Origin of the sequence: Candidatus Pelagibacter sp. HIMB1709 (assembly GCF_052047635.1) — a bacterium.
Lineage (GTDB): Bacteria > Pseudomonadota > Alphaproteobacteria > Pelagibacterales > Pelagibacteraceae > Pelagibacter.
The window spans coordinates 191,237-217,358 of record NZ_JBNAJW010000002.1; the positions used below are offsets into that span (position 1 = coordinate 191,237).

A 26,122-nucleotide genomic window follows, 5' to 3' on the forward strand; every position below is an offset into this window, starting at 1 on the left:
TAAATTTACGCTAAAAACTAACTTTTATCGCTATCTACTAATTTCTTCTTACTTATCCAAGGCATCATGGCTCTTAACTCTGCTCCTACTTTTTCTACAGAATGTTCAGCCAATTTTGCTCTAGTTGCTAAGAAGTTTTTTTGACCATTTTTGCATTCATCCATCCATTCTTTGGTAAATTTACCTGATTGGATATCAGCCAAAACTTCTTTCATTCTCTTCTTGGTCTCTTCCTTATTGATAATTCTTGGACCAGATTGATATTCTCCATATTCAGCTGTATTTGAAATAGAATAATTCATATTTGCAATTCCACCTTCATAAATCAAATCAACAATTAATTTAACTTCATGTACGGTTTCAAAATATGCCATTTCTGGTTCATACCCAGCTTCAACTAAAGTTTCATATCCATTTTTAATTAGTTCAACTAAACCACCACATAAAACAGTTTGTTCACCAAATAAATCTGTTTCAACTTCATCCTTGAAAGTAGTTTCAATTATTCCTGATCTTCCTCCGCCTACTGCTGAAGCATAGGAAAGGGCTAAATCTCTAGCTTTACCAGATCCATCTTGATGAACTGCAAACAAACATGGAACTCCACCACCTTTTTCATACTCACTTCTTACCAGGTGGCCAGGTCCTTTTGGAGCAACCATAAATACATCTAAATCTTTTCTTGCTTTAATTAAATCATAATGAACATTTAAACCATGAGCAAAAGCAATACTTGTGCCTTCTCTAACTCTTTGTTCTATATGATTTTTATATATTTCAGCTTGTAGCTCGTCTGGAGTTAATATCATTACAACATCTGCCCATGCAGCTGCATCAGATAAGTTCATTACTTTTAACCCTTTAGACTCTGCTTTAGCAACACTTGATGAACCTTCTCTTAGTGCAACAACAATTTCTTTAACTCCACTATCCTTTAGATTAAGTGCGTGAGCATGTCCTTGACTTCCATAACCAAAAATTGCAATTTTTTTATTTTTAATTAGATCTACATCTGCATCTTTTTCATAAAACATTTTCATAGTTTATCTCCTGTTAATTAGTTAAATATTTTTGCACCTCTTGTCATTGCAACGGCCCCTGTTCTTGAGGTGCTTATAAGTCCTAAGGGTTTTAATTTTTTACTCATTTTATCAATCTCTCTTCTAAGTGCTGTTATTTGAATAACAGCAGATGATTTTGTTTCATCCAATACTACTGGGTTAAATTTTTTACAAGCATTTAAACATTTTTCAATTTTATTTTTTGTTCCAACTATTTTAAATAGTGCCATCTCTTTAAAAATTACGTCTTTATCGTCTCTTTTAAATTCAGCAACTTTGTGTACAGGTACTAATTTGGTTAATTGCAGTCTAATCTGGTCAATTACCTGTGGTGTTCCAGTTGTTACAATTGTTATTCTTGATATGTTTTTAATAGCATCAACTTCAGCTACTGCCAAAGACTCAATATTATAACCTCTTCCAGAAAATAGACCGACTACTCTTGCAAGAACACCAGCTTCATTATCTACCCAAACAACAAAAATATAAGTATCTGATTTTTGTTTTATAGATGGAGAGCTATAAGCTGACTTTGATTTTGGCATTTTGATTAAACTAAGGCTTTGCCTTTTCCTTTAATTTTATTCTCTTCTTGATCGTTTGGTCCAAGTATCATTTGATTATGAGGTTTACCAGAAGGTATCATTGGAAAACAGTTTTCATTTGGATCCACATGACAATCAAAAATAACAGGGCCATTATGGTCGATCATTTCCTGAATTTTTTCATCAAGCTCTGATGGATCATTAGCCTTAATTCCTTTACAACCATAAGCATCAGCCATTTTCATAAAATCTGGAAGTGCTTCTGAATAACTCTCAGAATAATTCTTTTCATGAAGCAGCTCTTGCCACTGTCTTACCATTCCCATGTACTGATTGTTCAAAATAAATATCTTTATTGGTAAGTTGTATTGAACAGCCGTAGACATTTCTTGCATTGTCATTAAAACTGATGCTTCTCCTGCAATATCAATAACTAATTTTTTTGGGTGAGCTACTTGAACTCCAACAGCAGCAGGTAATCCATATCCCATAGTTCCCAATCCCCCTGAAGTCATCCATCTATTTGGTTTATTAAATTTATAATGTTGAGCAGCCCACATTTGGTGCTGACCCACTTCTGTTGTCACATAAGTGTCTTTATTTTTGGTTAACTCATAAAGTCTTTGAACAGCATGCTGAGGTTTTATGCTATCGTCACTGTTTATAAAATTTAAAGAATTTTTATTTCTCCATTTTTGGATTTGTTCCCACCATTTTGCAATATTAGGTTTATTTGATTTACCATTGCCATTTTTCTTTTTAACAATTGTTTTATTTACTTTATCAATTACTTTTGTAACATCACCTACGATTGAAAGATCTACTTTAATAATCTTATTTATTGAAGATGGATCAATATCAATATGAACTTTTTTTGAATAAGGAGAGAACTTATCAATTTTTCCAGTAATACGATCATCAAATCTTGCACCAATATTAATTAATAAATCACAGTCATGCATTGCATTGTTTGCTTCATATGTTCCATGCATTCCTAGCATTCCTAAAAACTGATTATCATCTCCAGGATAAGCACCTAAACCTTGTAAAGTTGAAGTAATTGGAAATCCAGTTAGTTCAACAAATTTTCTAAGAGCTTCACTTGCTTTTGGTCCTGAATTAATTACACCCCCACCACTATAAATTATTGGCTTCTTTGCTTTATTAATTAAATTAATTAATTGGTCAATTTCATCAGCTGAAAATTTGTTGTGAGATTTTCCATTTAAACTTTTTTCTTTTTTTGGTTTTTTATATTTTGCTTTTGCAAACTGAATATCTTTTGGAATATCAATTAATACTGGACCAGGTCTTCCAGTTGTTGCAACTTTAAAAGCTTCATGCATAACATCTGAAAGATCATTAATATCTTTTACTAACCAGTTGTGCTTTGTGCATGGTCTTGTAATTCCTGTTGTGTCACATTCTTGAAATGCATCTGTACCAATAAGATGTGTTGGAACTTGACCCGAAATACAAACCATTGGAACTGAATCCATATAAGCATCAGTTAAAGCAGTGACTACATTAGTTGCACCTGGACCTGATGTAACCAAAACAATACCGGGTTTTCCAGAAGATCTTGCATAACCTTCAGCTGCATGACCTGCACCCTGCTCATGTCTTACAAGAATATGTTTAATGGATGGATGATTTTTTAATTCATCATATATTGGTAGTACAGCACCACCAGGATAACCAAAAATATGGTTTACCTTTTGGTCTTCAAGACACTTAAATACTATTTCTGCTCCAGTTAATAATTTTGGCATTTCGCAATCTAGCTGAAGTTGTGCTAATTGGTCAAGGTTAAGTATGGAAAATTTAAATTTTTTTTAAAAATTTATTTATCTCAGATGGGTTTAATTTTATCCAATCGCTCATGTGTCCACGAGCCCATGTGCTTTGTCTTTTGGCATATTGTCTAGTTTTTATTGAGATTTTTTCTTTGATTTGATCAATTTTTTTTTCTTTAGCTAAATATTCCTGAATTTCATTTATTCCAATTGCCTTGCTTGCAGTCATCTGCTTATTAATTTTTAGTTTTAAAAATCTTTTAACCTCATTCACAGCACCCATTTTAATCATTTTTCTGGTTCTTTGATGAATTCTTTCAACCAACTCATCACGTGGATAATCAATGTAAATTTTGAGAAAATCCTCGTCTAAATAATTTGATTTAGTATTTTTAAACCAATCATGAAGAGATTTTTTTGTAAACTTTTTAACTTCAAAAGCCCTAATTGATCTTTGGGTATCAGTTGGATTAATTTTATATTTCGATAGAGGATCCAGTTTTAATAATCGCTTATAGAATTTATTTTGGCCAATTTTTTTGTTTAGATTTCGAATTTGATTTCTAAACCTTAGTGGAATGTTTGGAATCTGAACTAAACCATCAGTTAGTGCTTTGAAATAAAGTCCAGTTCCTCCAACAAGAATTGGAATTTTTTTTCTTTTTTTAACTTCAATAATTTTTTTATTTGCAATTTTAAGCCAATCACCAGTTGAAAAACTTTTCTTTGCATCTTGGGAACCATATAGATGATGTTTAATTGATTGATAGTTTTTTGGGCTAGGTCTTGCAGACAAAATTTTAAGTTGCTTATAAACTTGCATGCTGTCTGCATTAATAATTTCTCCTTTAATTTTTTTTGCAAGCCTGATTGCAAAACTTGATTTTCCAGATGCGGTGGGTCCTGAAATTAAAATTATCTTGGATTTAAAATCCATTATTAATCTAATTTAACACCAATATATCTTCTTTGATTTTGATTGTTATAAATTGCAATTAAAATAGTTTTTTGATTTGAGTTTATTGTTTTTTGAACAATATCTCTTAAATCATCTGCTGATTTAATTTTTTTCTTTTGAACTTCAATAATAATACTATTGATCTCAATTGAATTTACTAAAGGACTATTATTAGCCATATTAGTAATTACTAAACCAGTTGTTTGGTTTGGTAATTTTCGATTCTTTATATCTTCTTTGTTTAAAGGTCTCACTGATATTCTTAAACTCTCAATAATTTCATCTAAATTATTTTCATCTTTTTTTGGATTTTCACTTACTTTGAAATCATCTGAGGTTTCTAATCTTCCTAACAAAACTTTTTTAGTTATTTCTTTTTTATTTCTCCAAATTTTTACATCTACATTTTTTCCAACTTCTGTTCTTGCAACAATTGTTGGCAACTCTTTCATTTGCTTAATCTCAACTCCATTAAACTCTAAAATTATATCTCCAGCCTGAATGCCAGCTTTTTCGGAAGGACTGTTTTCGGCAACACTTGCAACTAAAGCACCTCTTGGTTTATCAAGTTCTTCAACCTCAGCAATTTCTTTAGTTACATCTTGAATTCTCACACCTAACCAACCTCTTTTTGTTTCACCAAATTCAATTAGTTGTTTAATTACTTGTTGAGCACTATTTGATGGAATTGAAAATCCTATACCAATAGAACCATTTCTTCCTAAGATAGCTGTATTAATTCCAATCACATTTCCTTCCATATCAAATAAAGGTCCACCTGAATTACCAGAATTAATTGATGCATCTGTTTGAATAAAATCCTCATATCTTGATAACCCAATTGATCTGTTTCTTGCTGAAATAATTCCAGCAGTTACTGTTCCACCAAGGCCAAATGGATTTCCAATAGCTAACACCCAATCACCAATTCTTGCTTTATCAGAGTCTCCAAAGCCAACTGGTTTGAATTTTTCCTCTGTTTCTAATTGTAATACTGCAATATCCATTAAAGGATCAGCACCAAGAACTTTTGCTTTATATTCTTGGTCGCCATTGACTCGGACAATAATGTCATCAGCATCCTTAATTACATGATTATTTGTTACCACTATTCCTTTTTCATCAATAATAAATCCAGATCCTAAAGCTGCAGATTTTCTTTCTTGAGGAGTTCCAAATTCTTTAAACATATCCCCAAATGGAGAACCTGGAGGAAATTGAAATGGAAAAGGATTGCTATTAGTAACTACAGTTGTTGAAGTAGAAATATTTACTACAGATGGCATCAGTTTTTCTGCAAGATCTGCAAAAGATGCTGGAACGGATTTAGAGTTTGACTGTAAAGTAAAACTTAAGGAAAAAATAATTGTTAAAAATATTAATCTTATTTTTTTCATATTAACTTTTTACAAAATAAATAATTACAAAACCAATAATTGCAAAGATTAGTCCACCTGATCTTAATTGACTATCTTTTACAAGATCTAGCTTCTTTAACATACTTTTCATTTTTGATGGAAATAAGGCATATAAAATTCCCTCTACAAATAAAAAAAGACCAAAGGCTATGACTAGCTCATTCATCTAAATTCTATTGTTTGATTTCAGGTTTTATATTTCCAAAAAATTTAAAGAATTCACTATCAGGAGACAAGATTAAAGATGTTTCTCCCCCAATTAAAGCTTTTTCATATGCTTGCATCGCCCTATAAAAAGCAAAAAACTCAGGGTCCTGACCAAAGGCATCTGCAAAAATTTTATTTCTTGTACCATCACCTTCCCCCTTCATTATCTCTGACTGTTTTTGAGCATCTGCTAAAATTACTGTTACTTCTTTATCTGCAGTTGATGTAATCGTCACTGCCATTTCTGCACCCTGTGCTCTAAATTCTTTTGCTTCTCTTTCCCTCTCAGTTTGCATTCTTCTATAAATTGCATCACTGTTTGCTTGTGGAAGATCTGCTCTTTTAATTCTAACGTCAACAATACTTATACCAAAATTCTGTGCTTCATTATTTACACCTTCTTTGATCAATTCCATTTGCTTAGATCTATCTTTAGACAATAGAGTTTGCAACTCTTCCTGACCTAGAACATTTCTAATTCTTGAGTTTATAATCGTTGACAACCTTGATCTTGCAACTCTTTCGTCTCCAACAGAAATATAAAATTTCAAAGGATCAACTATTTGAAATCTTGCAAACGCATCTACAATTAATCTTTTTTGATCAGATGCTATTACCTCTTCTGGTGGGGTATCTAAATTTAAAATTCTTTTGTCTAGGTAAACAACGTTTTGAATAAATGGAATTTTAAAGTTTAAGCCTGGTTTCATTATAATTCTTTTTGGATCACCAAATTGAAGAATTATTGCTTGGTTTACTTCTTTAACTATAATTATTGATAGAAACGCTACAACACCAATTAAAACTAATATTCCAGCAACTATTTTTCCAGCTTTCATTTTAATTTGTCGCTTTCTTTTTTAATTCAGGTAGGGGCAAGTATGGTACCACACCTGAACCTGCATTTTTTTCTATAATAACTTTGTCAATATCTGCTAGTACTTTTTCCATAGTTTCTAAATACATTCTTTCCTGAGTAACTGCTTTTGCATTTTTATATTCATTATAAATTGATATAAATCTACTTGCTTCACCTTCTGCTTTAGCGACAACCTCTTTTTTATAAGCTTCTGCAGCTTGTAAAATTTTTTGCGCTTCCCCTCTTGCTCTTGGAATTACATCATTTGCATAAGCTTCTGCCTCGTTTTTAGATCTTTCCATGTCTGCTCTTGCAGCTTGAACATCTCTAAATGCATCAATTACTTGATCAGGTGGGTCAGCTTTTTGTGTTTGAACTTGAGTTATCTGAACTCCACTTTCATAATCATCTAAAATAGTTTGAATAATTTCTTGTGTTTCAATCTCAATACTAGATCTACCTTCTGTTAGTATTGGTTGGATATCACTTTTAGCAATCACTTCTCTCATTGCTGTTTCTGCAGCAGCTTTAACTGTTCCTACAGGATCTTGAATTTTAAATAAAAAGTTTCCAGCATCTTTAATTACCCAAAATACAGAAAAATCTATGTTTACGATATTTTCATCTCCAGTAAGCATTAAACTTTCTTGAGGAACATCTGCAACTCCTCCACCTGTAGAAAAACCGCTGTCTCGCTCAGATCTAAATCCAATATCAATTCTATTTACTTTAGTTACTTTTGGAGTTTGAACAGTTTCAACAGGAAAAGGAATATGGTAATTCAATCCAGGTTGAGTAGTTTTTACAAATTTTCCAAATCTTAACACTACACCTTGTTCATCAGGCAATACTCTATAAAGTCCACTAGCAAGCCATACAAAAAGTAGAATTAACAAAATTAAACCGACAGATTTTCCACCTGAAGATTTTCCTCCTGGTAAAAACTTTTTTATTTTATCTTGAAATTCTCTTATGATTTCATCTACGTTTGGTGGTGTTGGACCTCTACCTGAGCCGTTACCACTTCCACTACCACCTCCAGGAGGTGCTCCCCATGGGCTTCCGCCTCTCCCTCTGAAATCATCTGACATATGTCAAAGTATATAGTGTCTTTATTGCAAAAAACAAGTAAGGATAGGAATATGCCTGATAAAAAAACTGAACTAAGTGACGCAATGAAAAAGAAGGTGGAGCCTAGAGTTTTTACTAAAAATCCAATTTTAGGAACTAAGTTTACGATTGCAATCTCAAGTGCAAAAGGTGGTGTAGGCAAATCTACATTTGCAACGAATCTTGCCCTAGCTTTAAAAAAAGTTGGATGTAAAGTTGGATTGTTAGATGCTGATATTTACGGCCCTTCCATTCCAAAAATGTTCAACATCAATGAGAAACCAAAAAGTGATGGTCAAAAATTAGATCCTATAACAAAATATGACATTCAATGTATGTCGATAGGATTTTTAGCAGATCAGCAAACTCCAATGATTTGGCGAGGTCCAATGGTAACAAGTGCAATTAAAACCTTTACTCAAAAAGTTAATTGGAAAGATTTAGATTTTATAATTGTTGATATGCCACCAGGTACTGGAGATACTCAATTAACTTTTTCACAAGAAATCAAAATGGATGGTGCAATTATAGTTTCAACTCCACAAGAAGTTGCTCTTCTGGATGTGAAAAGAGGAATTAAAATGTTTGATAAACTTGGGGTAAAAATTTTAGGTTTAGTTGATAACATGAGTTTTTTTGTTGGAGATGATGGCAAGAAGTACAAAATATTTGGAGAAGGTGGAGTTAAAAAAACTGCTGAGGAATTTCAAAAAGAATTTTTAGGAGAAATACCGATTAATCCTGAAGTTGGTAATTCTGGTGATCAAGGAAAACCTATAGTCGAGTCAAATCCTGATCATGAAATTTCAAAAATATATTTTGATTTTGCTGAAAAGATTAAATTAACTTATCTTTAAGATCAAAAGCAATCATTAGTTCATTCCATTCTCTTTTTGAAAGACCTGAGCTTTCAACATCTACGTTTTCACCTTTGATAAGTTTTTGAATAATAACCTTTCCTTTAGCGGAAACTTCAGTTCCTCCTACCCTGTAATCCATAAATGCATCATAAGTAATTGGTACCCATTTTTTAACTGTGTCTAACATTATATCTGCATATACTCTTATTTCATACTGGGCATGACTGTCAGCCCTTAATCTTAAAAAATTCATTAAATTTAGAAGATCAGTTTTCCAATACCATTGAGTGTAAGTATTTAAAGTCAAATTCATTCTTGCCAGCTCTCTTGCCAATCCTTTTTTATTCTCATCAATTGTTGAACCATCATATCTTTCATTTAGCATCGTCTCATAATTATCATAGGTTCTCTCCGCATCACTTTTTAAAAGTTCTAAAACTTCTTCTGCCTGTTTTCCTTCAAGAACATCGCCTCTACCTTGTCGATTACTTGTAGACTGTGCTGCTAAATTTTCTGCAGATGGTAAATAAAATTCTTTATCAAGAATTGAGTATCTTGCAGAATATTCATTTACATTTGCAGTTCTATGTCTAATCCATTGTCTTGCTATAAATATTGGAAGTTTTATATGATATTTAATTTCACACATTTCAAATGGTGTACTATGCCAATGCCTCATTAAATATTTTATCAAACCTTTATCTGTAGAAACTTGTTTTGTACCTTTTCCGTATGAAACTCTCGCAGACTGAACTATAGAGGTATCATCGCCCATATAATCGACAACTCTAACAAAACCGTGATCTAATGCTGGCAAAGCTTCGTATAATATTTTTTCAAGCTCTGGAGCAGTAACTCTTTTAGTTTGATTGCTTTGGGATTGCTGGTTTTTTATTTCTTCTGATTGTTCTTTTGTTAATTTCATGATTGTTATTGAATCTGTTGTAATTACTTTTATATTATTAATGTTGGATTTCCAACTACGACGATAAACGAATTTCGTAATAACCATTGCGGACGTGGGGGCAGTACCCACCACCTCCACCATTACAACTTACGGGGGTGAACTAGAATCGACGGGTGACTAAAGGCTATTCTTTCGTTCGGGATTGTTCCACCGTAACGGGCTAATTTATAATTGCTAACGAAAGTTACGCACTTGCTGCATAATTAACTTAGTTAATTAAGCACGGGGTCCGGGGCACCTGGCAACAGAACGCCCCTACTTTAAATTGATGATAAATTAATTTTTTTTGAGTATTTTTTTTTAGGTGAATTTTTTATTACTGCTTGTCCACAACGCATAACACCTCTCTTTTTATCAAAGATCATTTTTGGCTCGCCATATAAAGTCCAACCATTTGACAAAGCTTCAGTCACACGGTGACAAAATTTTGATGTGTCATCATCTGTAATAAATCTATATCCTTTCATAAAATTCTCTCTATTTATCTTTTAATTCGGCTTGTGCAGCAGCCAATCTTGCTACTGGAACTCTGTATGGAGAACAAGAAACGTAATTTAATCCTGCTTTTGAGCAAAATAAAATACTATTAGGATCACCGCCGTGTTCTCCACAAATTCCAAGTTTTATATTTTTATTTTGACTTTTTCCCTTTTCAACAGCTATTTTTATTAAATCTCCAACTCCATCATCTATCGAAATAAACGGATCAATTGAAAAAATTTTATTATCTATATAATCATTTAAAAATTTTCCACTATCGTCTCTGCTTATTCCAAATGTAGTTTGAGTTAAATCATTAGTTCCAAAGCTAAAAAATTCAGCATGTTTTGCAATATCTTTGGCTTTTATAGCCGCTCTTGGAAGCTCAATCATCGTGCCAACTATAAATTCAATTTTTAATTTATGTTCTTTTTGAACTTCTCTTGCTACTCTAATTACCAAATCTTTCATTATTTTTATTTCTGCCTCAGTTGAAACTAACGGAATCATAATTTCTGGAAAAGCAGATTTAATTTTTTTTCTTTTAAGTTCAGCTAAAGCTTCAAATATTGCTTTACATTGCATCTCATATATTTCAGGGAAAGATATTCCAAGTCTACACCCCCTATGACCCAGCATGGGATTTTGTTCATGCAGTTCATCAATTCTAGATTCTACTTCTTTTACTGGAAGATTAACAATATTTGCTACTTCATTAATCTCTTTATCTGTTCGAGGCAAAAACTCATGAAGTGGTGGATCTAACAATCTTACTGTAACTGGTAATCCACTCATAATTTTAAATATTTCAATAAAATCCTTTTTTTGATGAGGTAAAAGTTTTTTTAATGCAATTGATCTATCTTCTTTAGTTTTTGATAAAATCATTTCTCTTACTGATAAAATTCTTTCTTCATCAAAAAACATGTGTTCTGTTCTGCAAAGACCAATTCCTTCAGCTCCAAAATCTTTTGCTGTTTTGGTATCCTTGGGTGTTTCAGAATTTGTTCTAATATTTAATTTTCTAAAACTATCTGCCCAAGTCATTATTTTAGAAAAATCTCCAGATATCTCTGGTTTAACTGTTGCAACACTTCCTAATATAATTCTACCGGTTGATCCATCTATAGTAATGACATCCCCTTCTTTAATTTCCATTGAAGATGTTTTAAATGTCTTCGTCTCATAATTTATATCAATTTCACTTGAGCCAGATACGCATGGTCTTCCCATTCCCCTTGCAACTACTGCAGCATGACTAGTCATTCCTCCTCTAGCCGTCAAAATTCCTTTTGCAGCATGCATTCCTTGTATATCTTCAGGTGACGTTTCTACTCTTACTAGGATAGTGTCTTGCATCATCGAAGTTAATCTTTCAGCTTCCTCTGAAGTAAATACAACCTTTCCACTTGCTGCTCCTGGTGAAGCAGGTAAACCATTTGCTATTACATTGATTGTACTCTTTTCATCAAGTGTAGGATGTAAAAGTGTATCTAAAGAATTTGGATCAATTCTTAATACTGCTTCTTTTTTTGATATTAATTTTTCCTTAACCATATCAACTGCAATCTTTACCGCAGATTTTGCAGTTCTTTTTCCTGATCTGGTTTGAAGCATCCACAGTTTATTATTCTCAACCGTAAATTCTACATCTTGCATATCTTTGTAATGTTTTTCCAATTTTTTTAAAATTTTTTTTAATTCTTTGAAAACTTTAGGCAAAGACTCCTCCATTGAAGGTTCTTCAACTTTAGCATTTTTTCTTGCCTTCTTAGTTATATATTGAGGTGTTCTTGTGCCAGCAACAACGTCCTCACCTTGTGCATTAATTAAGTACTCACCATATATTTCATTGGATCCATCTGATGGATTTCTTGTAAATACAACTCCGGTAGCACAATCATCACCCATATTACCAAAAACCATTGATTGAACGTTGACTGCTGTTCCCCATTCTGCTGGTATTTGGTTTAATTTTCTATAGACTTTTGCTCTATTACTTTCCCATGATAAAAATACAGCGCTAATTGCTCCAAATAGTTGTTGAAATACATCTTGGGGAAATTCTTTTTTTGTTTTTTCTTTTACTGTTCTTTTAAAATCCTCAATTAAACCATCCCAATCATTTTCATCTAAGTCTGTGTCTAACAAAACACCTTTTGTTAATTTATAATTTTCAATTAACTCTTCAAAATGATAGCTCTCTACACCCATCACAACGTTTCCATACATTTGAATAAATCGTCTGTAACTGTCTTTGGCAAATCGCCCATTGGAAGTCTTCAAAGCTAACGCGTTTACTGTTTTGTCATTTAAACCTAAATTAAGAATTGTATCCATCATTCCTGGCATAGATACTCTAGCACCTGATCTAACAGATAATAACAAAGGATTTTTTAAGTCTCCAAATTTTTTAGAAACATCTTTTTCTATAATTTTTAATTCTTTTTTAATTTGAGAAATTAAATCGTTATTCAATTTTTTCTTATCTTTATAAAAAATCTCACAAACTTTAGTAGATATTGTAAAACCAGGAGGAACTGGCAAACCCATTCTACCCATTTCAGAAAGGTTAGCACCTTTTCCACCTAAAAAATTTTTGGGATTTTTAATACTTTTAGATTGTTTCGAATTGAAGTTTAATATTAGTTTCGTCATTAGCTGGACTCGATTAAAGAAAAGTTAACATAATTGTCGAATGTTTTACACATCATTTGAATTAGTTCTAGCCTATTTTTCCTAATTACTAGATCATCCTCATTCACAATTACATTATCAAAAAAATCAAATACCTCTCTTTTAATACTTGCTAAATTGTCCAATGTTTGAACAAAATTTTCATCATTATTAATACTTGAAAAATATTTCCTCAATTCATTAATTTTTTTAAATAAATTTTTTTCAAGCTCAGTTTTAAAAATACCAGGGTCGGTTGTATTAGATAATTCGATTTTATCTTTTTTAAGTTCACTTTCTAGAATATTTGATGCTCTTTTATAGCTTGAAATAATATCTATTCCGTTTTGTTTATTGATTATTTTATTTAAATTTTTTGCTTTATTAAAAATAATTACAGATTGATCTAAGTTAGAAGAATTTATTGAAGCTTGTATTATATCGTTTCGGATATTTTCCTCCTTCATATAATATTTCAATCTCTCTAATAGAAAATCTAGTAATTCTTTTTGTAAGGATTTATTCTCAAATTCAAATCCTTGATCCCGGTACAAACTTGAAGAATAATTTATTAAATCTCTAATTTTAAAATCTTTTTTATTTTCAATGATAATTCTAACAATCCCTAATGCCAATCTTCTTAAGGCAAAAGGATCCTTGGAACTTGTTGGTTTTTGGTTTACACCAAAAAATCCAACTAAAGTATCAATCTTATCAGCTAAGGATAAAGCAATGCTATAAGGTTTTTTTGGAATTTTTGTTCCAGATCCAACAGGTAAATATTGCTCACTAACAGCAAGTGATATTTCTTTATCAAAACCTTGCACATTTGCAAAATAACCTCCCATAATCCCTTGAAGTTCTGGAAATTCACCAACCAATTCAGATAACAAGTCTACTTTGCTTATCGATGCTGATAATTCTACTTTTTCTTTGCTAATTAACAACTCATCAGAAATAATAGCACCAAGCTTTCTCATTCTTTGAGCTTTATCAAAATAATTTCCAAGACCTTTGAAATAATTCATTAATTTTAAATCAGAAATTTTTTTGACCATGTTTTGAGCTTTATCTTTCTGCCAGAAAAATTCTGCATCACTTAATCTTGCTTCAACCACTCTTTCATTTCCTAATTTAATTAATCCTTTTTTATCTTTATTGTTTGCAACTACCAAAAATTGATTTGTAATGTTTCCTTTTTTATCAAAAGTAGGAAAATACTTTTGGTGATGTTGCATGGTTAATATTAAAATTTCTTTAGGTATATTTAAAAATTTTTTATCAAATTCACAAATAATTACATTTGGTTGGTCAGTTAAATCGACTACTTCCTGAAGAAGCTTGTGGTTGTTGTCAATATTTATATTTCTTTTTTTTAAAATAATATTGAATTTTTTTTCTATTAAATCTTTTCTCTCAGTGTGATCAATAAGTATATCCATTTTTTTAAAAAAATTTTTATAAGATTTAAAGTCTGAAAATAGTTTTTTCTTTTCTTCAAATTCTTTATCAACAAATGTTGAGTTAGATGAAATGAAATGATGAAATTTAAAATTTAGTTTTTTTTTATCAAAGATGGACAAGATAGATTTTAATGGCCTGCCCCAAAATAGTTCATAATTTGACCATTTCATTGACTTTTTCCATTGAATTTTACTCAGTATTTGAGGTATTGCTTCCTCTAGTAATGTATGAGTATCTAATTTTTTTGATCTAGTTTTATAAAAATAGAACTCACCTTTATCTGTTTTTTTTATAAACAACTCTTTTTTTGAAACACCATTTGATCTTGCAAATCCCTCCAACGCAGCATCTGGAGACTTTGTATTCGGACCTTTTATTTCCTCAGATTTTAAAATTATCTTCTTTTCAACTCCCTCAAACAAAATTAATAGCCTATTAGGTGTTGAGTAAGATGAATTTTTTTTAAATTTAATAGATTTTTCTAAAAAAAATTCATTAAAACTTTTTAGTAAATTTTCTCTTAAATTTTTTTGTAAATTTGAAGGTATTTCCTCACTAAACAATTCTAAGAAAAATTCAGACATTATTTTTGACTATCTAACCAAATACTAGCAGCTGATTTTGTAATATCTCTTATTCTTGCAATATATCCTGCTCTTTGAGCAACGCTAATTGCTCCACGTGCATCTAATATATTAAATACATGACTTGCTTTTAAACATTGATCATAAGCTGGTAATGAAATTTTTTTTTCAACTAATGACTTTGCTTCCAACTCGTGCATATCAAACATTTTAAAAAGTGACTCTACATTCGCATGTTCAAAATTATATGCCGAAAATTCTCTCTCAGCTTGATGAAATACTTCTTTATATTTTACACCATCATCATTCCATAACAGATCGTAGACATTTTTTTGTTGCTGAATAAACATACATATTCTTTCTAATCCATATGTAATTTCTACAGAAACTGGTTTGCACTCAAATCCTGCCATCTGTTGAAAATAAGTAAATTGAGTAATTTCCATGCCATCACACCATACCTCCCATCCAAGACCAGCAGCACCCAATGTTGGACTTTCCCAGTCGTCTTCTACAAATCTAATATCATGATCTGAATGATCAATTCCTATAGATGATAAACTATTGAGGTAAAGTTTTTTAATATTTTCAGGTGAAGGTTTTATAAGAACTTGAAACTGATAATAATGTTGAAGTCTATTTGGATTATCTCCATACCTTCCATCTGTAGGTCTTCTTGATGGCTGCACATATGCTGTCTTCCAAGGTTTAGCCCCTAATGATCTTAATGTAGTTGCTGGATGAAATGTTCCTGCTCCTACTTCCATATCATAAGGTTGGAGAACTACACATCCTTTTTTACTCCAAAACCTTTGAAGATTTAAAATTGTATCCTGAAATGTAAAAATTTTCTCTTTTGATTTAGAAACCATATCTTTGCCAGATCGATCTTTCATCTAAAATATTTGCAAATTGGTCAATGTGATTTGAAGATGAAAGTTTTTGACTTAACCATCCTTTTGCTTTTTCAAATTTTTTAATTACGACATCTTCACCAAACTTTTCTTTTAGGATTTCATGAGCATCTCCTATACCATCTATTAATCCTAATTTCTTAGCTCTAGAACCTGACCAAAATTCACCAGAAAATAACTCTACTTCTTTTTTATTTAATTTTGCTCCACGACTTTTTTCAACTACATTTATGAAATCTTGATGTAAATCTAATTGAATATTTTTAAGTCTTTGAATATCTTCTTCCTTTTCTTCCATAAAAGGATCAAGTGTGCTCTTATTCTTTCCAGCTGTGTGAACTCTTCTCTCAACACCTATTTTCTTAATTAATTCAGTAAAACCAAATGATGAATATATAACCCCTATAGATCCAATAATTGAACTTGAATTTGCATAAATTTCATCTCCAGCACATGAGATAAGATATCCCCCGGATGCAGCAACATCTTCTGCAAAAAAAATAACTTTCTTATTACTTTTTTTAGCTTGCTGACGAATAAAACTATAAATTAAATGTGACTGTACAGGTGAACCTCCTGGAGAATTGATTGATATTGCTACTACAGCAGCTTTTTTTAGTGAAAAAGCTTTTTTAATAATTTCTTCCTGTCCTGCAAAATCAATACCTTGCTTAAATTTACCGACATTACCAATGACGCCATTTAATTTAATATGTGAAACTATTTTTTTCTTTTTTAAAAAGGAGAACATATTTATCTCTTACAGAATATTTTATTGATTATAAAGACTACTTATAATTGAAGAAATAGGTGCGTCAAATGATAAGTAATAAATATAGCTTATTTATATTAATTTAAAATTAATATGGGAACTGTAGTACAGCTTAAAAACCAGATAAACAATTCATATTTCCAATTAAAGGATTCTGTTGAAGAAAAACTAGCTTTGACTGAAGAAAGAATTAAATCCAAATTAATTAGTGATATTCAATTAGTTCAAAAAATGACTAATTATCATATAGAAACCGGTGGCAAAAGACTTAGGGCTTTATTGACATTAGGAAGTGCAAAGTTATGTGGTTACTCAAAAGGTTCGAGAGACGTAAATTTAGCGGCTTGTGTAGAACTTATTCACAGTGCAACTTTGATGCATGACGACGTTATCGATGAAGGTGAGATTAGAAGAGGTAAAGAAACTTTAAATAAAATTTGGAGTAATCATTCCTCGGTTTTAATTGGAGATTATCTGTTAAGTAGATGCTTTGAGATGATGGTGGAAGATGGAAACTTAGAGATACTAAAATTATTATCATCAACTTCATCTAAAATCGCCCAGGGAGAAGTATTACAACTACAACATAATAATGAAGTTGATATGCTTGAAGAAACATATCTAAAAATTATCTCTGCCAAAACTGCAGAACTATTTGCTGCTTCAACAAAAGTAGGTGCAATTTTAGCTGAAGTAGAAAATAAAGAAAAAGATGCGCTAGAATTTTATGGAAGGAATTTAGGTTTAACTTTTCAAATTGCAGATGACACATTAGATTATAATTCTGAATTAAAGTTATTTGGAAAAAAAATAGGAAAAGATTTTTTTGAAGGAAAGGTGACTTTACCAATAATCTTGCTTTACCAAAAATTAGAAAACAATGAAAAAAATAGACTGAAAGAAGTATTTAATAAAAAAGAGAGAACAAAAGAAGATTTTAATAATATTATATCTTTGATTAATAAATATAAAATTATAAATGAATGCTACCAAAAAGCTCAGCACTATATTAATTTAGCATCAAATTCTTTAAGTGTGTTCAAGGATAGTAAAGAAAAAGAAATTCTTAAAAAACTTACATCTTTCAGTTTAGCAAGAAATTTTTAAGGACTTAATAAAGATTTATTCCATAATCCATTCTGGCTTTTTGTATAGAGCAATCTTTCATGAATTCTATTTTCTCCATCTAGCCAAAACTCTATATTTTGTGGATTTAAATTCCATCCAGACCAGTGTTTTGGTCTAGGAACTTTTGTTTCATCAGAATATTTATTTTTATACTCATTAATTGAATTTATTAATTCATCTCTATTTTTTAATTCTTGGCTCTGATTTGATGCCCATGCACCAATTCTACTTTCATATGCTCTCGAAGAATAATATTCATCTGCAACATCATCAGAAACTAATGATACAGTCCCAGTAATTCTTACTTGTCTTAAAAGACTTTTCCAATGAAAACACATTGAAGCGTTAGGATTTTCCTTTAGTTCATTACCTTTCCGACTATTTAAATTAGTATAGAAAACAAATCCATCTTTATTAAAACCCTTAAGGAGCACCATTCTGACGGATGGAACATTATTTTTATTTGAAGTTGCTAGTGCAACTGCATTTGGATCGTTTGGTTCAGTCTGTTTAGCTTTTTCCATCCATATTTCAAATAACTTAATTGGGTCATCTAAATTCAAAAAACAGTTATTGATACCAAGTTGGTTTTTTTCATTCATAATTTAAACAAAATAATCTATATATTATAGATAATGTCATTTAACACATTTGGAAAGCTATTTCGTTTCACGACTTGGGGTGAATCTCATGGTCCTGCTATTGGCTGCATAGTTGACGGCTGTCCTCCAAACATAAACCTAGATGAAAAAGATATTCAATTAGAATTAGACAAAAGAAAACCTGGGCAATCAAAATTTACTACCCAAAGAAAAGAGGACGATAAAGTCCAAATACTTTCAGGTGTATTTGAAGGAAAAACTACTGGCACACCAATTTCTCTAATTATTTACAATAAAGACATGAGATCTAAAGATTATGGAAATATAAAAGATAAATTTAGACCAGGTCATGCAGACTTTACCTATTTCAAAAAATATGGAATTAGAGATTACAGAGGTGGAGGAAGATCTTCAGCTAGAGAGACAGCTTCAAGAGTTGCAGCTGGTGCTATAGCTAAAATAGTACTTCAAAAAAAATTAGGAAAAAAATTTAAAGTTATAGGTGCTGTCACTCAATTAGGAATCTTAGGATGTGACACGTCAAAATGGAATGATAAAATTATTTCAAAAAATCCATTCTTTTGTCCAGATAAGTCTATGATTAAATTATGGGAAAAATATTTACTTGGTGTAAGAAAGTCAGGGTCATCATGTGGAGCTGTAATAGAAGTTAGAGCGAGAGGTATTCCTGCAGGTCTTGGTGCGCCTATTTATGCAAAATTAGATTCTGATATTGCATCAGCTTTTATGAGCATTAATGCAGTTAAAGGGGTAAATGTTGGTGCTGGGATGAATTCTGCACAACTAAGTGGTGAGCAAAACTCTGATGAAATATCATCAAAAAATAATAAATTAAAATTTAACTCTAACAACGCAGGCGGTATTTTAGGTGGAATTTCTTCAGGGCAAGAAATAATAGCATCATTTGCAGTTAAACCGACATCTTCAATTTTAACTACAAGAAAAACGATTAATAAATTTGGAAAAAATACCACAATATCCGTTAAAGGAAGACATGACCCGTGCGTAGGAATAAGAGCTGTTCCAGTTGGAGAAGCTATGATGAATTGTGTATTATTAGACCACTATCTAATGAATTTGGCTCAGTGCGGATAACTAATTAGTTTTTAACTACTCTAATTGAATCCTTATTAAATAAAACTTCTAACACTTTTTTTATTATTTGGGGACTATTCAGTCCAGCAATATCATACATTTTTTTTGGGTTATCTTGCTCTATAAATTCATCTGGAAGAGTCATGGATCTAAATTTTAAACCTTTATCGAATATCCCTTTTTCAGCTAATAAATTTTTAACATGTGAACCAAATCCTCCTATAGAACCTTCTTCAATTGTAATCATTAATTCATGTTCTCTTGCAGATTTTAAAATTAAATCTTCATCTAAAGGTTTAGCAAATCTTGCATCTATGATTGTTGTTGAAATACCCTTTGCTTTCAATTCTTCTGCTGCTACTTTGCATTCTTCAAGTCTAGTTCCTAAACTCAATAAACAAACTTGGGTTCCTTGTTGAATAATTTTTCCTTTACCTATCTCTATTTTTTCCTCTATTGAAGGAAGTTCAACTCCAATACCTGTTCCCCTTGGATATCTTATTGCACAGGGTTTATCATTAATATCAACCGAGGTATTAATCATTTTTACTAACTCAGCTTCATCACTAGCTGCCATCACAATAAAATTTGGTAAAGTTGACAAATAAGTAATATCAAAAGACCCTGCATGCGTTGATCCGTCTGCACCAACTAGTCCAGCTCTATCAATTGCAAATCTTACAGGAAGACTCTGTATTGCTACATCATGAACAACTTGATCATAAGCTCTTTGAAGAAAGGTAGAATAGATTGCTGCATAGGGTTTATACCCTTCTGTTGCAAGACCTGCTGCAAAAGTAACAGCATGCTGTTCAGCAATACCAACGTCAAACATTCTTTTAGGAAATTCCTTTCCAAAAATATCCATACCTGTTCCACCTGGCATTGCTGCAGTTATTCCAACAATTTTACTGTCTTTTTTTGCATGTTTGACAAGTGTATTCGCAAAAACTTTTGTATAGGCTGGTAAATTAGAACCGCTCTTTTGTTGCTCTCCAGTTTCAACATTAAATTTTGATACTCCATGATAGTGATCGCTGGCTTTTTCAGCATATGAGTATCCTTTTCCTTTTTGAGTTTTAATATGTATCATAATTGGACCTTCATGCTTTGAGTCTCTAGCATTTCTTAAAATAGGGATAAGTGTGGAAAGATCATGTCCATCTATTGGTCCTGCATAATAAAAACCTAGTGAGCTAAACAGTGTTCCACCTGTAACAGCTGAACGAAAAAAATCTTCTGCCTTGCCAGCTTTAGCACTAAATCTTTTTGAAAAAGCTGAGGTGATTAATTTTAAAGTTTCTCTTAAGCTAAAATAAATTTTTCCAGTAAATAGCTTTGCTAAATATGTTCTCATTGCACCTACTGGTTTTGCAATAGACATATCATTATCATTTAATATAACGATCATTTTAGTTTTAGATGCACCAGCGTTATTCATAGCTTCGTATGCCATACCAGCACTAATTGCACCATCTCCAATAACAGCTATTACATTTGAAGATTTATTTTCTAATTTATTTGCTTCAGCCATACCAAGTGCAGATGATATAGATGTGGAACTATGGGCTGCACCAAATGGATCATATTCACTCTCAGATCTTTTGGTAAAACCTGATAAACCATTACCTTGTCTTAAAGTAGTAATTTTTTCTTTTCTTCCTGTTAAAATTTTATGTGGATATGCTTGGTGTCCTACATCCCAAATTAATCTATCATTAGGGGTGTCAAAAACATAGTGTAGAGCTACAGTCAACTCAACAACACCTAGACCTGCCCCTAGATGTCCCCCAGTTTTAGATACTGCTCTAATCATCTCTTTTCTAACTTCGTCAGCTACTTGTTGTAAATCATTTTCAGAAACTTTTCTTAAATCAGATGGAAAATAAATATTATCTAAAAACTTGTAATTATTTTTCATTTATTTCTATTCAATATAAATTCTAATGTATCATTTAATTTTTTTGATTTTGAACCATAAATTTTTAAATTTCTATTAATATCTGAAATAATCTTAACACAATATTTGGTTGAAGCATCATAGCCTAGCAAACTTATAAGCGTAGCTTTGCCTTTTTTTTGATCTTTTTTGGTTTTTTTCCCAGCAATTTTAGAATTACCTTTAAAGTCTATTAAATCATCTGCTATTTGAAAAAGAAGACCAATATCAGAACCAACACTCTCAAAAAATTTAATTTCCTTTACACTTTTCTCTTTAATGATTGCTGGGACCGCACAACAGAAACTAAAAAGTTTTCCTGTTTTTTTAATCTCCATATCTATAATTTGTTTTTTTGAAACTTTTTTTTTTTCAAAATCTAAATCTAAATATTGACCACCCGCTATACCCAAATGTCCTGAACATATAGAAAGTTTATCTACTAATTTAACTTTAATTTTATCGCTCAAATTTAACTTTGAGCTAGTTAAAATTTCAAAAGCCATTGTTAATAATGAATTTCCTGCAAGGACAGCTGTTGACTCGCCAAATTTAATATGAGCTGATGGTTTGCCTCTTCTCATATTATCATTATCCATACATGGTAAATCATCATGAATAAGAGAATAAGCATGAATGCATTCCACAGCCGCTCCTATAGTAATTAATGTTTTGTAGTTAATTGAAAATAACGATCCAATATCAATTAATATTTTAGATCTAATTTTTTTTCCTCCAGGAAACAGTCCATATTTCATTGCATAAATTAATTTAGAATTTCCTTGTTCCTTAATGTATCTTTTCAAGAATACATTTGTATCTTTTGCAATTTTACTAAGTTGATTTTTCACTTTCTCTTAATAATTTCCTTAATTTTTTTATTTGTATTTTCACTAATAGATTTAAAATTTTTCTGAAATTTTTTTTCAATTAATTTATTTAATTTTAATAGCTCTTGATAACTCTCTACAGAGTTGTTTAAATCATCCTTTTCCTCTAATGATTTTATTATTTGATTTGCTTCATCTGTCAATTCCTCGATCGTTCTATTATTATAATCGAGTGGTAAATTTTTATCTTTCATATATTAATCATTACTATTACATGAAAAATATTCAATCAAATATCAAAAAAGCAAAAAATTACTTGGATAAGAGTCATTGTATAGCTGTCCCAACAGAAACTGTTTATGGACTTGCTGGTAATGCATACTCGGACAATGCTGTTAAAAAGATTTTTAATCTAAAAAAGAGACCTGCTAACAATCCATTAATTGTTCACTATTATAATTTAAAAAAAATTTCAGAAGATTGTGAGATAAATGATAGTTTTGTTAAACTTTATAAAAAATTTTCTCCAGGGCCTATAACATATATACTTAAACTTAAAAAAAATTCCAAGATATCAAAGTTAGTTACTAATAATAAAAAAACAATTGCTATACGATTTCCAAAACATCCTTTATTTAGAAAATTACTTAAAAATTTAGATTATCCAGTTGCAGCACCAAGTGCTAATATTTCTTCCAGATTAAGTGCTGTAAAAGCAGAAGACGTCAAAGAAGAATTTGGCAGAAAAATAAAATTTATTTTAGATGGTGGTGTTTGCAAGATAGGTGTTGAGTCCACAATTATAAGCATAATAAACAAACCTAGAATACTTAGATATGGGGGATTAAGTGTTTCAAAAATCAAAAAAACTTTAAATCAAAAAATAATAATTAATATAAATTCAAAAAATAAAATTTCTCCCGGTCTTTTTCCTTTGCACTACTCACCAGGAATACCTTTAAGAATGAATGTGAAAAAAAATAAAAAAAAAGAAGCTTTCATACTCTTAAAAAAAAGAGAAAATGTATCTAAAGATGTTTATTATTTAAGCAAAACAAATAACTTAAATGAATCTGCTAAAAACCTGTATAGTGTTTTGAGGAAAATAAAAAATGATAAATATAAATCAATAGCTGTAGAAAAAATACCGAATAAAGGAATTGGTAAAACAATAAATGATAGACTCAAGAGAGCATCGAACTTCAAATGAAAAACTCAATAGAAGTCATAAGTCTTTCAAAATCATTTAAGACTAAAAAAGCAGTCAATAATATAAATTTTAAAATTAATGAAAATGAAATAGTAGGACTGTTAGGACCAAATGGTTGTGGAAAAACAACAACCATTGGAATGATATTAGGATTATTAAAACCCTCAAGTGGCCAGGTATTAATTAATGGCAAAAATATTGAAAATAATAAAATCTCAATTCTGCACAAAATGAATTTTATTTCTCCCTATATTGAATTACCTAAAAAATTAACTGTAAAGCAAAATCTTATTGTATATGGGAAGCTATATAATATTAAAAATTTGAAAGAGAGGATTATTTTTCTTTCAGAAAAATTAAGATTAGAAGATCTATTAGATAAAATTACTGGAGAACTGTCATCAGGTCAAAAAAATAGGGTCAGTCTTGCGAAAGCATTAATTAATGATCCAACTGTTCTCTTATTAGATGAACCAACTGCTGCTCTAGATCCAGAAACAGCAGATTTTATAAGAACCTTTTTAGAAAAGTACAAAGAAGAAAAAAAAATATCTGTTTTATTGGCTTCTCATAACATGGATGAAGTAAAGAGATTATGCAATTCAGTTATGATGATGAAAGATGGTAATATCGTAGACAGTGGAACTCCAGAAAATTTAATAAAAAAATATGGACAAAAAAACCTGGAAGAAGTTTTTTTAGAAATTGTTAGGAAAGACAAATGAATATTACAAGAATATATGGATTATTTTTAAGGCATTTTTATTTAATTACTAGATCGTTCCCCAGAATACTTGATTTAATATATTGGCCTTCTATCCAGATAACTCTTTGGGGTTTCATTTCAAATTTTTTTGCAGCACACAGTTCATACTATAGTGGAGCTGTAGGAGTTATTTTGTCTTGTGCAATTCTTTATGATTTTCTTTTTAGAACCAGCATAGGTTTTAATATGTTATTTTTAGAAGAAATTTGGAGTAGAAATTTTACTAATTTATTTATTGCTCCAATGAAAATTAGTGAAATAATTACTGCACTTTTGATTACTGCTTTAATACGAGCTTTGATTGGATTGATACCAGCAATATTATTGACATCACCATTATTCGGCATATCCATATTAAACTTGGGATTGCCGTTAGCTTTTCTTTTTTTAAGTTTGTATATTTTTGGTATCACTTTAGGTCTTTTTGTTTCGGCTGGATTGCTAAGATTTGGACCATCATTTGAGAATATCGCCTGGTCTACAATGTTTTTACTAGCACCTTTTGGTTGTATATATTATCCAGTTGAAATTTTACCTGAAATATTTCAATACATAGCATTTGCATTGCCGTTGGTTTATATATTTGAAGAAACCAGAAATATATTGGTTAATGGAACTGTAAGCTACGAAAATATTCGTATCGCACTTTCACTAAATGCATTTTATTTCACAGCTGCTGTAGCAACTTTTTATTTTTCGTTTGATAAAGCTAGAGAAAAAGGGACTTTAATTAATATTGGAGAGTAAATGGTGCGCCTGCAAGGAGTCGAACCCTGAACCTCCAGAGCCGAAATCTGGCGCTCTATCCAGTTGAGCTACAAGCGCATATAGTATTAATATTATATTTTATGGAAAAAAGCATTAATTTTATAGTTGAAGAAGAGGAAAAGAATTTAAGAGTTGATGTATTAATTAACAAAAGAAATGAAATTATTAGTAGGACCAGAGTTAAAAATTTAATTTTAAAAGAAAAATTAAAACTAAATAATGAAATAATTAAGAGCCCATCAAAAAAAGTTTCGATTGGTGACGTGGTAAATCTTACAATTCCAGAGCCAGAGATTGCATCTTTAAAACCTTATGATTTTAAATTAAATATTGTTTATGAAGATTCAGATTTATTAGTAATTAATAAACCTGCAGGAATAATAATGCATCCTGGGGCAGGCAACTATGACAAAACAATTGTAAATGCATTAATGCATTACGACAAAGAATCTTTGTCAACAATTGGGGATGAATTAAGACCTGGAATTGTTCATAGAATTGATAAAAATACCTCAGGTTTAGTTGTGATAGCAAAAAATAATGAGACCCATGAAAATTTATCTAAACAATTCAGCAACCATACAATTATTAGAGAATACCAACTTTTAATATGGGGAAAACTTAGACCATCTTTTGGAAGAATAGAAACATTTATAACTCGTAGCTCAAAAAATAGACAACTTATGGAGGTGAGCCGCTCTAAAGGTAAGAAAGCTATAACAAATTACAAAACAATTGAAATTTTTGAAAATAAAAAAATTCCAACATTAAGTTTAGTCGAATGTAAATTGGAAACTGGAAGAACTCATCAAATCAGAGTACACATGAACTATAAAGGTAATAGTTTAGTTGGTGATGAAAAATATAAAAAAAAATATAAAAAATTAAAAAATGTCGATTTTGATATTCAAAACTCAATTACAAGTTTAAACAGACAATTTCTACACGCAAAAACTTTAGGCTTTGTTCATCCTAGAACTCAGAAAGAGTTGATTTTTACCTCAATTTTGCCTCAAGAACTAAATAGTATTTTAAAAATGCTAAGAAATACTGAAGAATAAATTATTGAAAATTAGGTATAATTAACTAAAT

25 protein-coding genes, 1 tRNA gene and 1 other RNA gene are annotated in these 26,122 nt (G+C 30.7%); 8 read left to right on the plus strand and 19 right to left on the minus strand.

Annotated elements, in window-relative coordinates; genetic code table 11:
- Positions 1-17 precede the first annotated feature (17 nt).
- From ilvC to hflK, 8 genes are read right to left on the minus strand one after another with little or no spacing between them, the layout of a single operon-like run.
- On the minus strand, positions 18-1,040 hold the full coding sequence (gene ilvC / locus ACTTAR_RS07160; RefSeq protein WP_440681120.1) for a ketol-acid reductoisomerase: 1,023 nt from the start codon (positions 1,038-1,040) through the stop codon (positions 18-20).
- A gap of 17 nt (positions 1,041-1,057) precedes the next feature.
- Positions 1,058-1,606 carry an acetolactate synthase small subunit gene (gene ilvN, locus ACTTAR_RS07165; RefSeq protein WP_440681121.1) on the minus strand — a complete coding sequence of 183 codons (549 nt, stop codon included), beginning with the start codon at positions 1,604-1,606 and terminating at the stop codon, positions 1,058-1,060.
- 5 nt (positions 1,607-1,611) lie between these two features.
- Positions 1,612-3,378: an acetolactate synthase 3 large subunit gene (locus tag ACTTAR_RS07170; protein WP_440681122.1), complete on the minus strand. Its 1,767-nt coding sequence runs from the start codon at positions 3,376-3,378 to the stop codon at positions 1,612-1,614.
- A 52-nt stretch (positions 3,379-3,430) separates the two neighbouring features.
- Positions 3,431-4,339, minus strand: a complete 909-nt coding sequence (miaA, locus tag ACTTAR_RS07175) for a tRNA (adenosine(37)-N6)-dimethylallyltransferase MiaA (RefSeq protein WP_440698128.1) — start codon at positions 4,337-4,339, stop codon at positions 3,431-3,433.
- A 2-nt stretch (positions 4,340-4,341) separates the two neighbouring features.
- Positions 4,342-5,757 (minus strand): Do family serine endopeptidase, encoded by a 1,416-nt coding sequence (locus ACTTAR_RS07180; RefSeq protein ID WP_440681124.1) that lies wholly within the window; start codon positions 5,755-5,757, stop codon positions 4,342-4,344.
- Between the two features lies 1 nt (position 5,758).
- Positions 5,759-5,944 carry a DUF2065 domain-containing protein gene (locus tag ACTTAR_RS07185; protein ID WP_440681125.1) on the minus strand — a complete coding sequence of 62 codons (186 nt, stop codon included), beginning with the start codon at positions 5,942-5,944 and terminating at the stop codon, positions 5,759-5,761.
- A gap of 7 nt (positions 5,945-5,951) precedes the next feature.
- Positions 5,952-6,824: a protease modulator HflC gene (gene hflC, locus ACTTAR_RS07190; RefSeq protein ID WP_428079577.1), complete on the minus strand. Its 873-nt coding sequence runs from the start codon at positions 6,822-6,824 to the stop codon at positions 5,952-5,954.
- Between the two features lies 1 nt (position 6,825).
- Positions 6,826-7,935: an FtsH protease activity modulator HflK gene (hflK, locus tag ACTTAR_RS07195; RefSeq protein WP_440681127.1), complete on the minus strand. Its 1,110-nt coding sequence runs from the start codon at positions 7,933-7,935 to the stop codon at positions 6,826-6,828.
- Between the two features lie 51 nt (positions 7,936-7,986).
- Between hflK and ACTTAR_RS07200 the strand changes: the two genes are divergently transcribed.
- Positions 7,987-8,811, plus strand: coding sequence for an Mrp/NBP35 family ATP-binding protein (locus tag ACTTAR_RS07200; protein WP_440698129.1), 825 nt, complete (start codon positions 7,987-7,989; stop codon positions 8,809-8,811).
- On the opposite strand, the gene thyX is transcribed toward ACTTAR_RS07200, so the two are convergent.
- Positions 8,792-9,739: an FAD-dependent thymidylate synthase gene (gene thyX, locus ACTTAR_RS07205; RefSeq protein WP_440681129.1), complete on the minus strand. Its 948-nt coding sequence runs from the start codon at positions 9,737-9,739 to the stop codon at positions 8,792-8,794. The two genes, ACTTAR_RS07200 and thyX, sit on opposite strands and share 20 nt — an antisense overlap.
- A 4-nt stretch (positions 9,740-9,743) precedes the next feature.
- Here thyX and ssrA point away from each other — a divergent pair.
- Positions 9,744-10,041: a transfer-messenger RNA gene (ssrA, locus tag ACTTAR_RS07210) on the plus strand.
- On the opposite strand, the gene ACTTAR_RS07215 is transcribed toward ssrA, so the two are convergent.
- From ACTTAR_RS07215 to ACTTAR_RS07235, 5 genes are read right to left on the minus strand one after another with little or no spacing between them, the layout of a single operon-like run.
- Positions 10,042-10,248: a DUF1737 domain-containing protein gene (locus ACTTAR_RS07215; RefSeq protein WP_440681130.1), complete on the minus strand. Its 207-nt coding sequence runs from the start codon at positions 10,246-10,248 to the stop codon at positions 10,042-10,044.
- A 10-nt stretch (positions 10,249-10,258) separates the two neighbouring features.
- A complete protein-coding gene (ppdK, locus tag ACTTAR_RS07220) occupies positions 10,259-12,919 on the minus strand; it encodes a pyruvate, phosphate dikinase (protein ID WP_440698130.1) in 2,661 nt (886 codons plus the stop codon).
- Positions 12,919-14,985, minus strand: coding sequence for a glycine--tRNA ligase subunit beta (glyS, locus tag ACTTAR_RS07225; RefSeq protein WP_440698131.1), 2,067 nt, complete (start codon positions 14,983-14,985; stop codon positions 12,919-12,921). Before glyS ends, ppdK begins: the two co-directional genes overlap by 1 nt.
- Complete coding sequence (locus ACTTAR_RS07230) at positions 14,985-15,881, minus strand: glycine--tRNA ligase subunit alpha (RefSeq protein WP_440698132.1); 897 nt, start codon at positions 15,879-15,881, stop codon at positions 14,985-14,987. Before ACTTAR_RS07230 ends, glyS begins: the two co-directional genes overlap by 1 nt.
- On the minus strand, positions 15,847-16,650 hold the full coding sequence (locus ACTTAR_RS07235; protein ID WP_440698133.1) for a S49 family peptidase: 804 nt from the start codon (positions 16,648-16,650) through the stop codon (positions 15,847-15,849). Before ACTTAR_RS07235 ends, ACTTAR_RS07230 begins: the two co-directional genes overlap by 35 nt.
- Positions 16,651-16,764: 114 nt before the next feature.
- Here ACTTAR_RS07235 and ACTTAR_RS07240 point away from each other — a divergent pair, with 114 nt between their 5' ends.
- Entirely contained in the window at positions 16,765-17,778 is a 1,014-nt protein-coding gene (locus tag ACTTAR_RS07240) for a polyprenyl synthetase family protein (protein ID WP_440698135.1), read from the plus strand.
- On the opposite strand, the gene pdxH is transcribed toward ACTTAR_RS07240, so the two are convergent.
- Positions 17,775-18,401 carry a pyridoxamine 5'-phosphate oxidase gene (gene pdxH / locus ACTTAR_RS07245; protein WP_440698137.1) on the minus strand — a complete coding sequence of 209 codons (627 nt, stop codon included), beginning with the start codon at positions 18,399-18,401 and terminating at the stop codon, positions 17,775-17,777. The genes ACTTAR_RS07240 and pdxH overlap by 4 nt on opposite strands.
- A 33-nt stretch (positions 18,402-18,434) precedes the next feature.
- Here pdxH and aroC point away from each other — a divergent pair, with 33 nt between their 5' ends.
- Positions 18,435-19,517: a chorismate synthase gene (gene aroC / locus ACTTAR_RS07250; RefSeq protein ID WP_440698138.1), complete on the plus strand. Its 1,083-nt coding sequence runs from the start codon at positions 18,435-18,437 to the stop codon at positions 19,515-19,517.
- Between the two features lie 4 nt (positions 19,518-19,521).
- Here the strand turns inward: aroC and dxs are convergent, their stop codons facing one another.
- Genes dxs through ACTTAR_RS07265 form a run of 3 tightly spaced genes read right to left on the minus strand, consistent with a single transcriptional unit; the run spans position 19,522 to position 22,540 of the window.
- Positions 19,522-21,438: a 1-deoxy-D-xylulose-5-phosphate synthase gene (gene dxs / locus ACTTAR_RS07255; RefSeq protein WP_440681140.1), complete on the minus strand. Its 1,917-nt coding sequence runs from the start codon at positions 21,436-21,438 to the stop codon at positions 19,522-19,524.
- Complete coding sequence (locus ACTTAR_RS07260) at positions 21,435-22,307, minus strand: polyprenyl synthetase family protein (RefSeq protein ID WP_440698139.1); 873 nt, start codon at positions 22,305-22,307, stop codon at positions 21,435-21,437. The genes dxs and ACTTAR_RS07260 overlap by 4 nt, the downstream gene beginning before the upstream one ends.
- On the minus strand, positions 22,304-22,540 hold the full coding sequence (locus tag ACTTAR_RS07265; protein WP_440681143.1) for an exonuclease VII small subunit: 237 nt from the start codon (positions 22,538-22,540) through the stop codon (positions 22,304-22,306). Before ACTTAR_RS07265 ends, ACTTAR_RS07260 begins: the two co-directional genes overlap by 4 nt.
- A 20-nt stretch (positions 22,541-22,560) precedes the next feature.
- Between ACTTAR_RS07265 and ACTTAR_RS07270 the strand changes: the two genes are divergently transcribed.
- Genes ACTTAR_RS07270 through ACTTAR_RS07280 form a run of 3 tightly spaced genes read left to right on the plus strand, consistent with a single transcriptional unit; the run spans position 22,561 to position 25,009 of the window.
- Positions 22,561-23,496, plus strand: coding sequence for an L-threonylcarbamoyladenylate synthase (locus tag ACTTAR_RS07270; RefSeq protein WP_440698140.1), 936 nt, complete (start codon positions 22,561-22,563; stop codon positions 23,494-23,496).
- Positions 23,493-24,221: an ABC transporter ATP-binding protein gene (locus ACTTAR_RS07275; RefSeq protein ID WP_440698141.1), complete on the plus strand. Its 729-nt coding sequence runs from the start codon at positions 23,493-23,495 to the stop codon at positions 24,219-24,221. The genes ACTTAR_RS07270 and ACTTAR_RS07275 overlap by 4 nt, the downstream gene beginning before the upstream one ends.
- Entirely contained in the window at positions 24,218-25,009 is a 792-nt protein-coding gene (locus tag ACTTAR_RS07280) for an ABC transporter permease (RefSeq protein ID WP_440698142.1), read from the plus strand. Before ACTTAR_RS07275 ends, ACTTAR_RS07280 begins: the two co-directional genes overlap by 4 nt.
- A 1-nt stretch (position 25,010) precedes the next feature.
- On the opposite strand, the gene ACTTAR_RS07285 is transcribed toward ACTTAR_RS07280, so the two are convergent.
- A tRNA-Arg gene (locus ACTTAR_RS07285) sits at positions 25,011-25,087 on the minus strand.
- A 23-nt stretch (positions 25,088-25,110) separates the two neighbouring features.
- Between ACTTAR_RS07285 and ACTTAR_RS07290 the strand changes: the two genes are divergently transcribed.
- Complete coding sequence (locus ACTTAR_RS07290) at positions 25,111-26,091, plus strand: RluA family pseudouridine synthase (protein WP_440698143.1); 981 nt, start codon at positions 25,111-25,113, stop codon at positions 26,089-26,091.
- Positions 26,092-26,122: the final 31 nt, after the last annotated feature.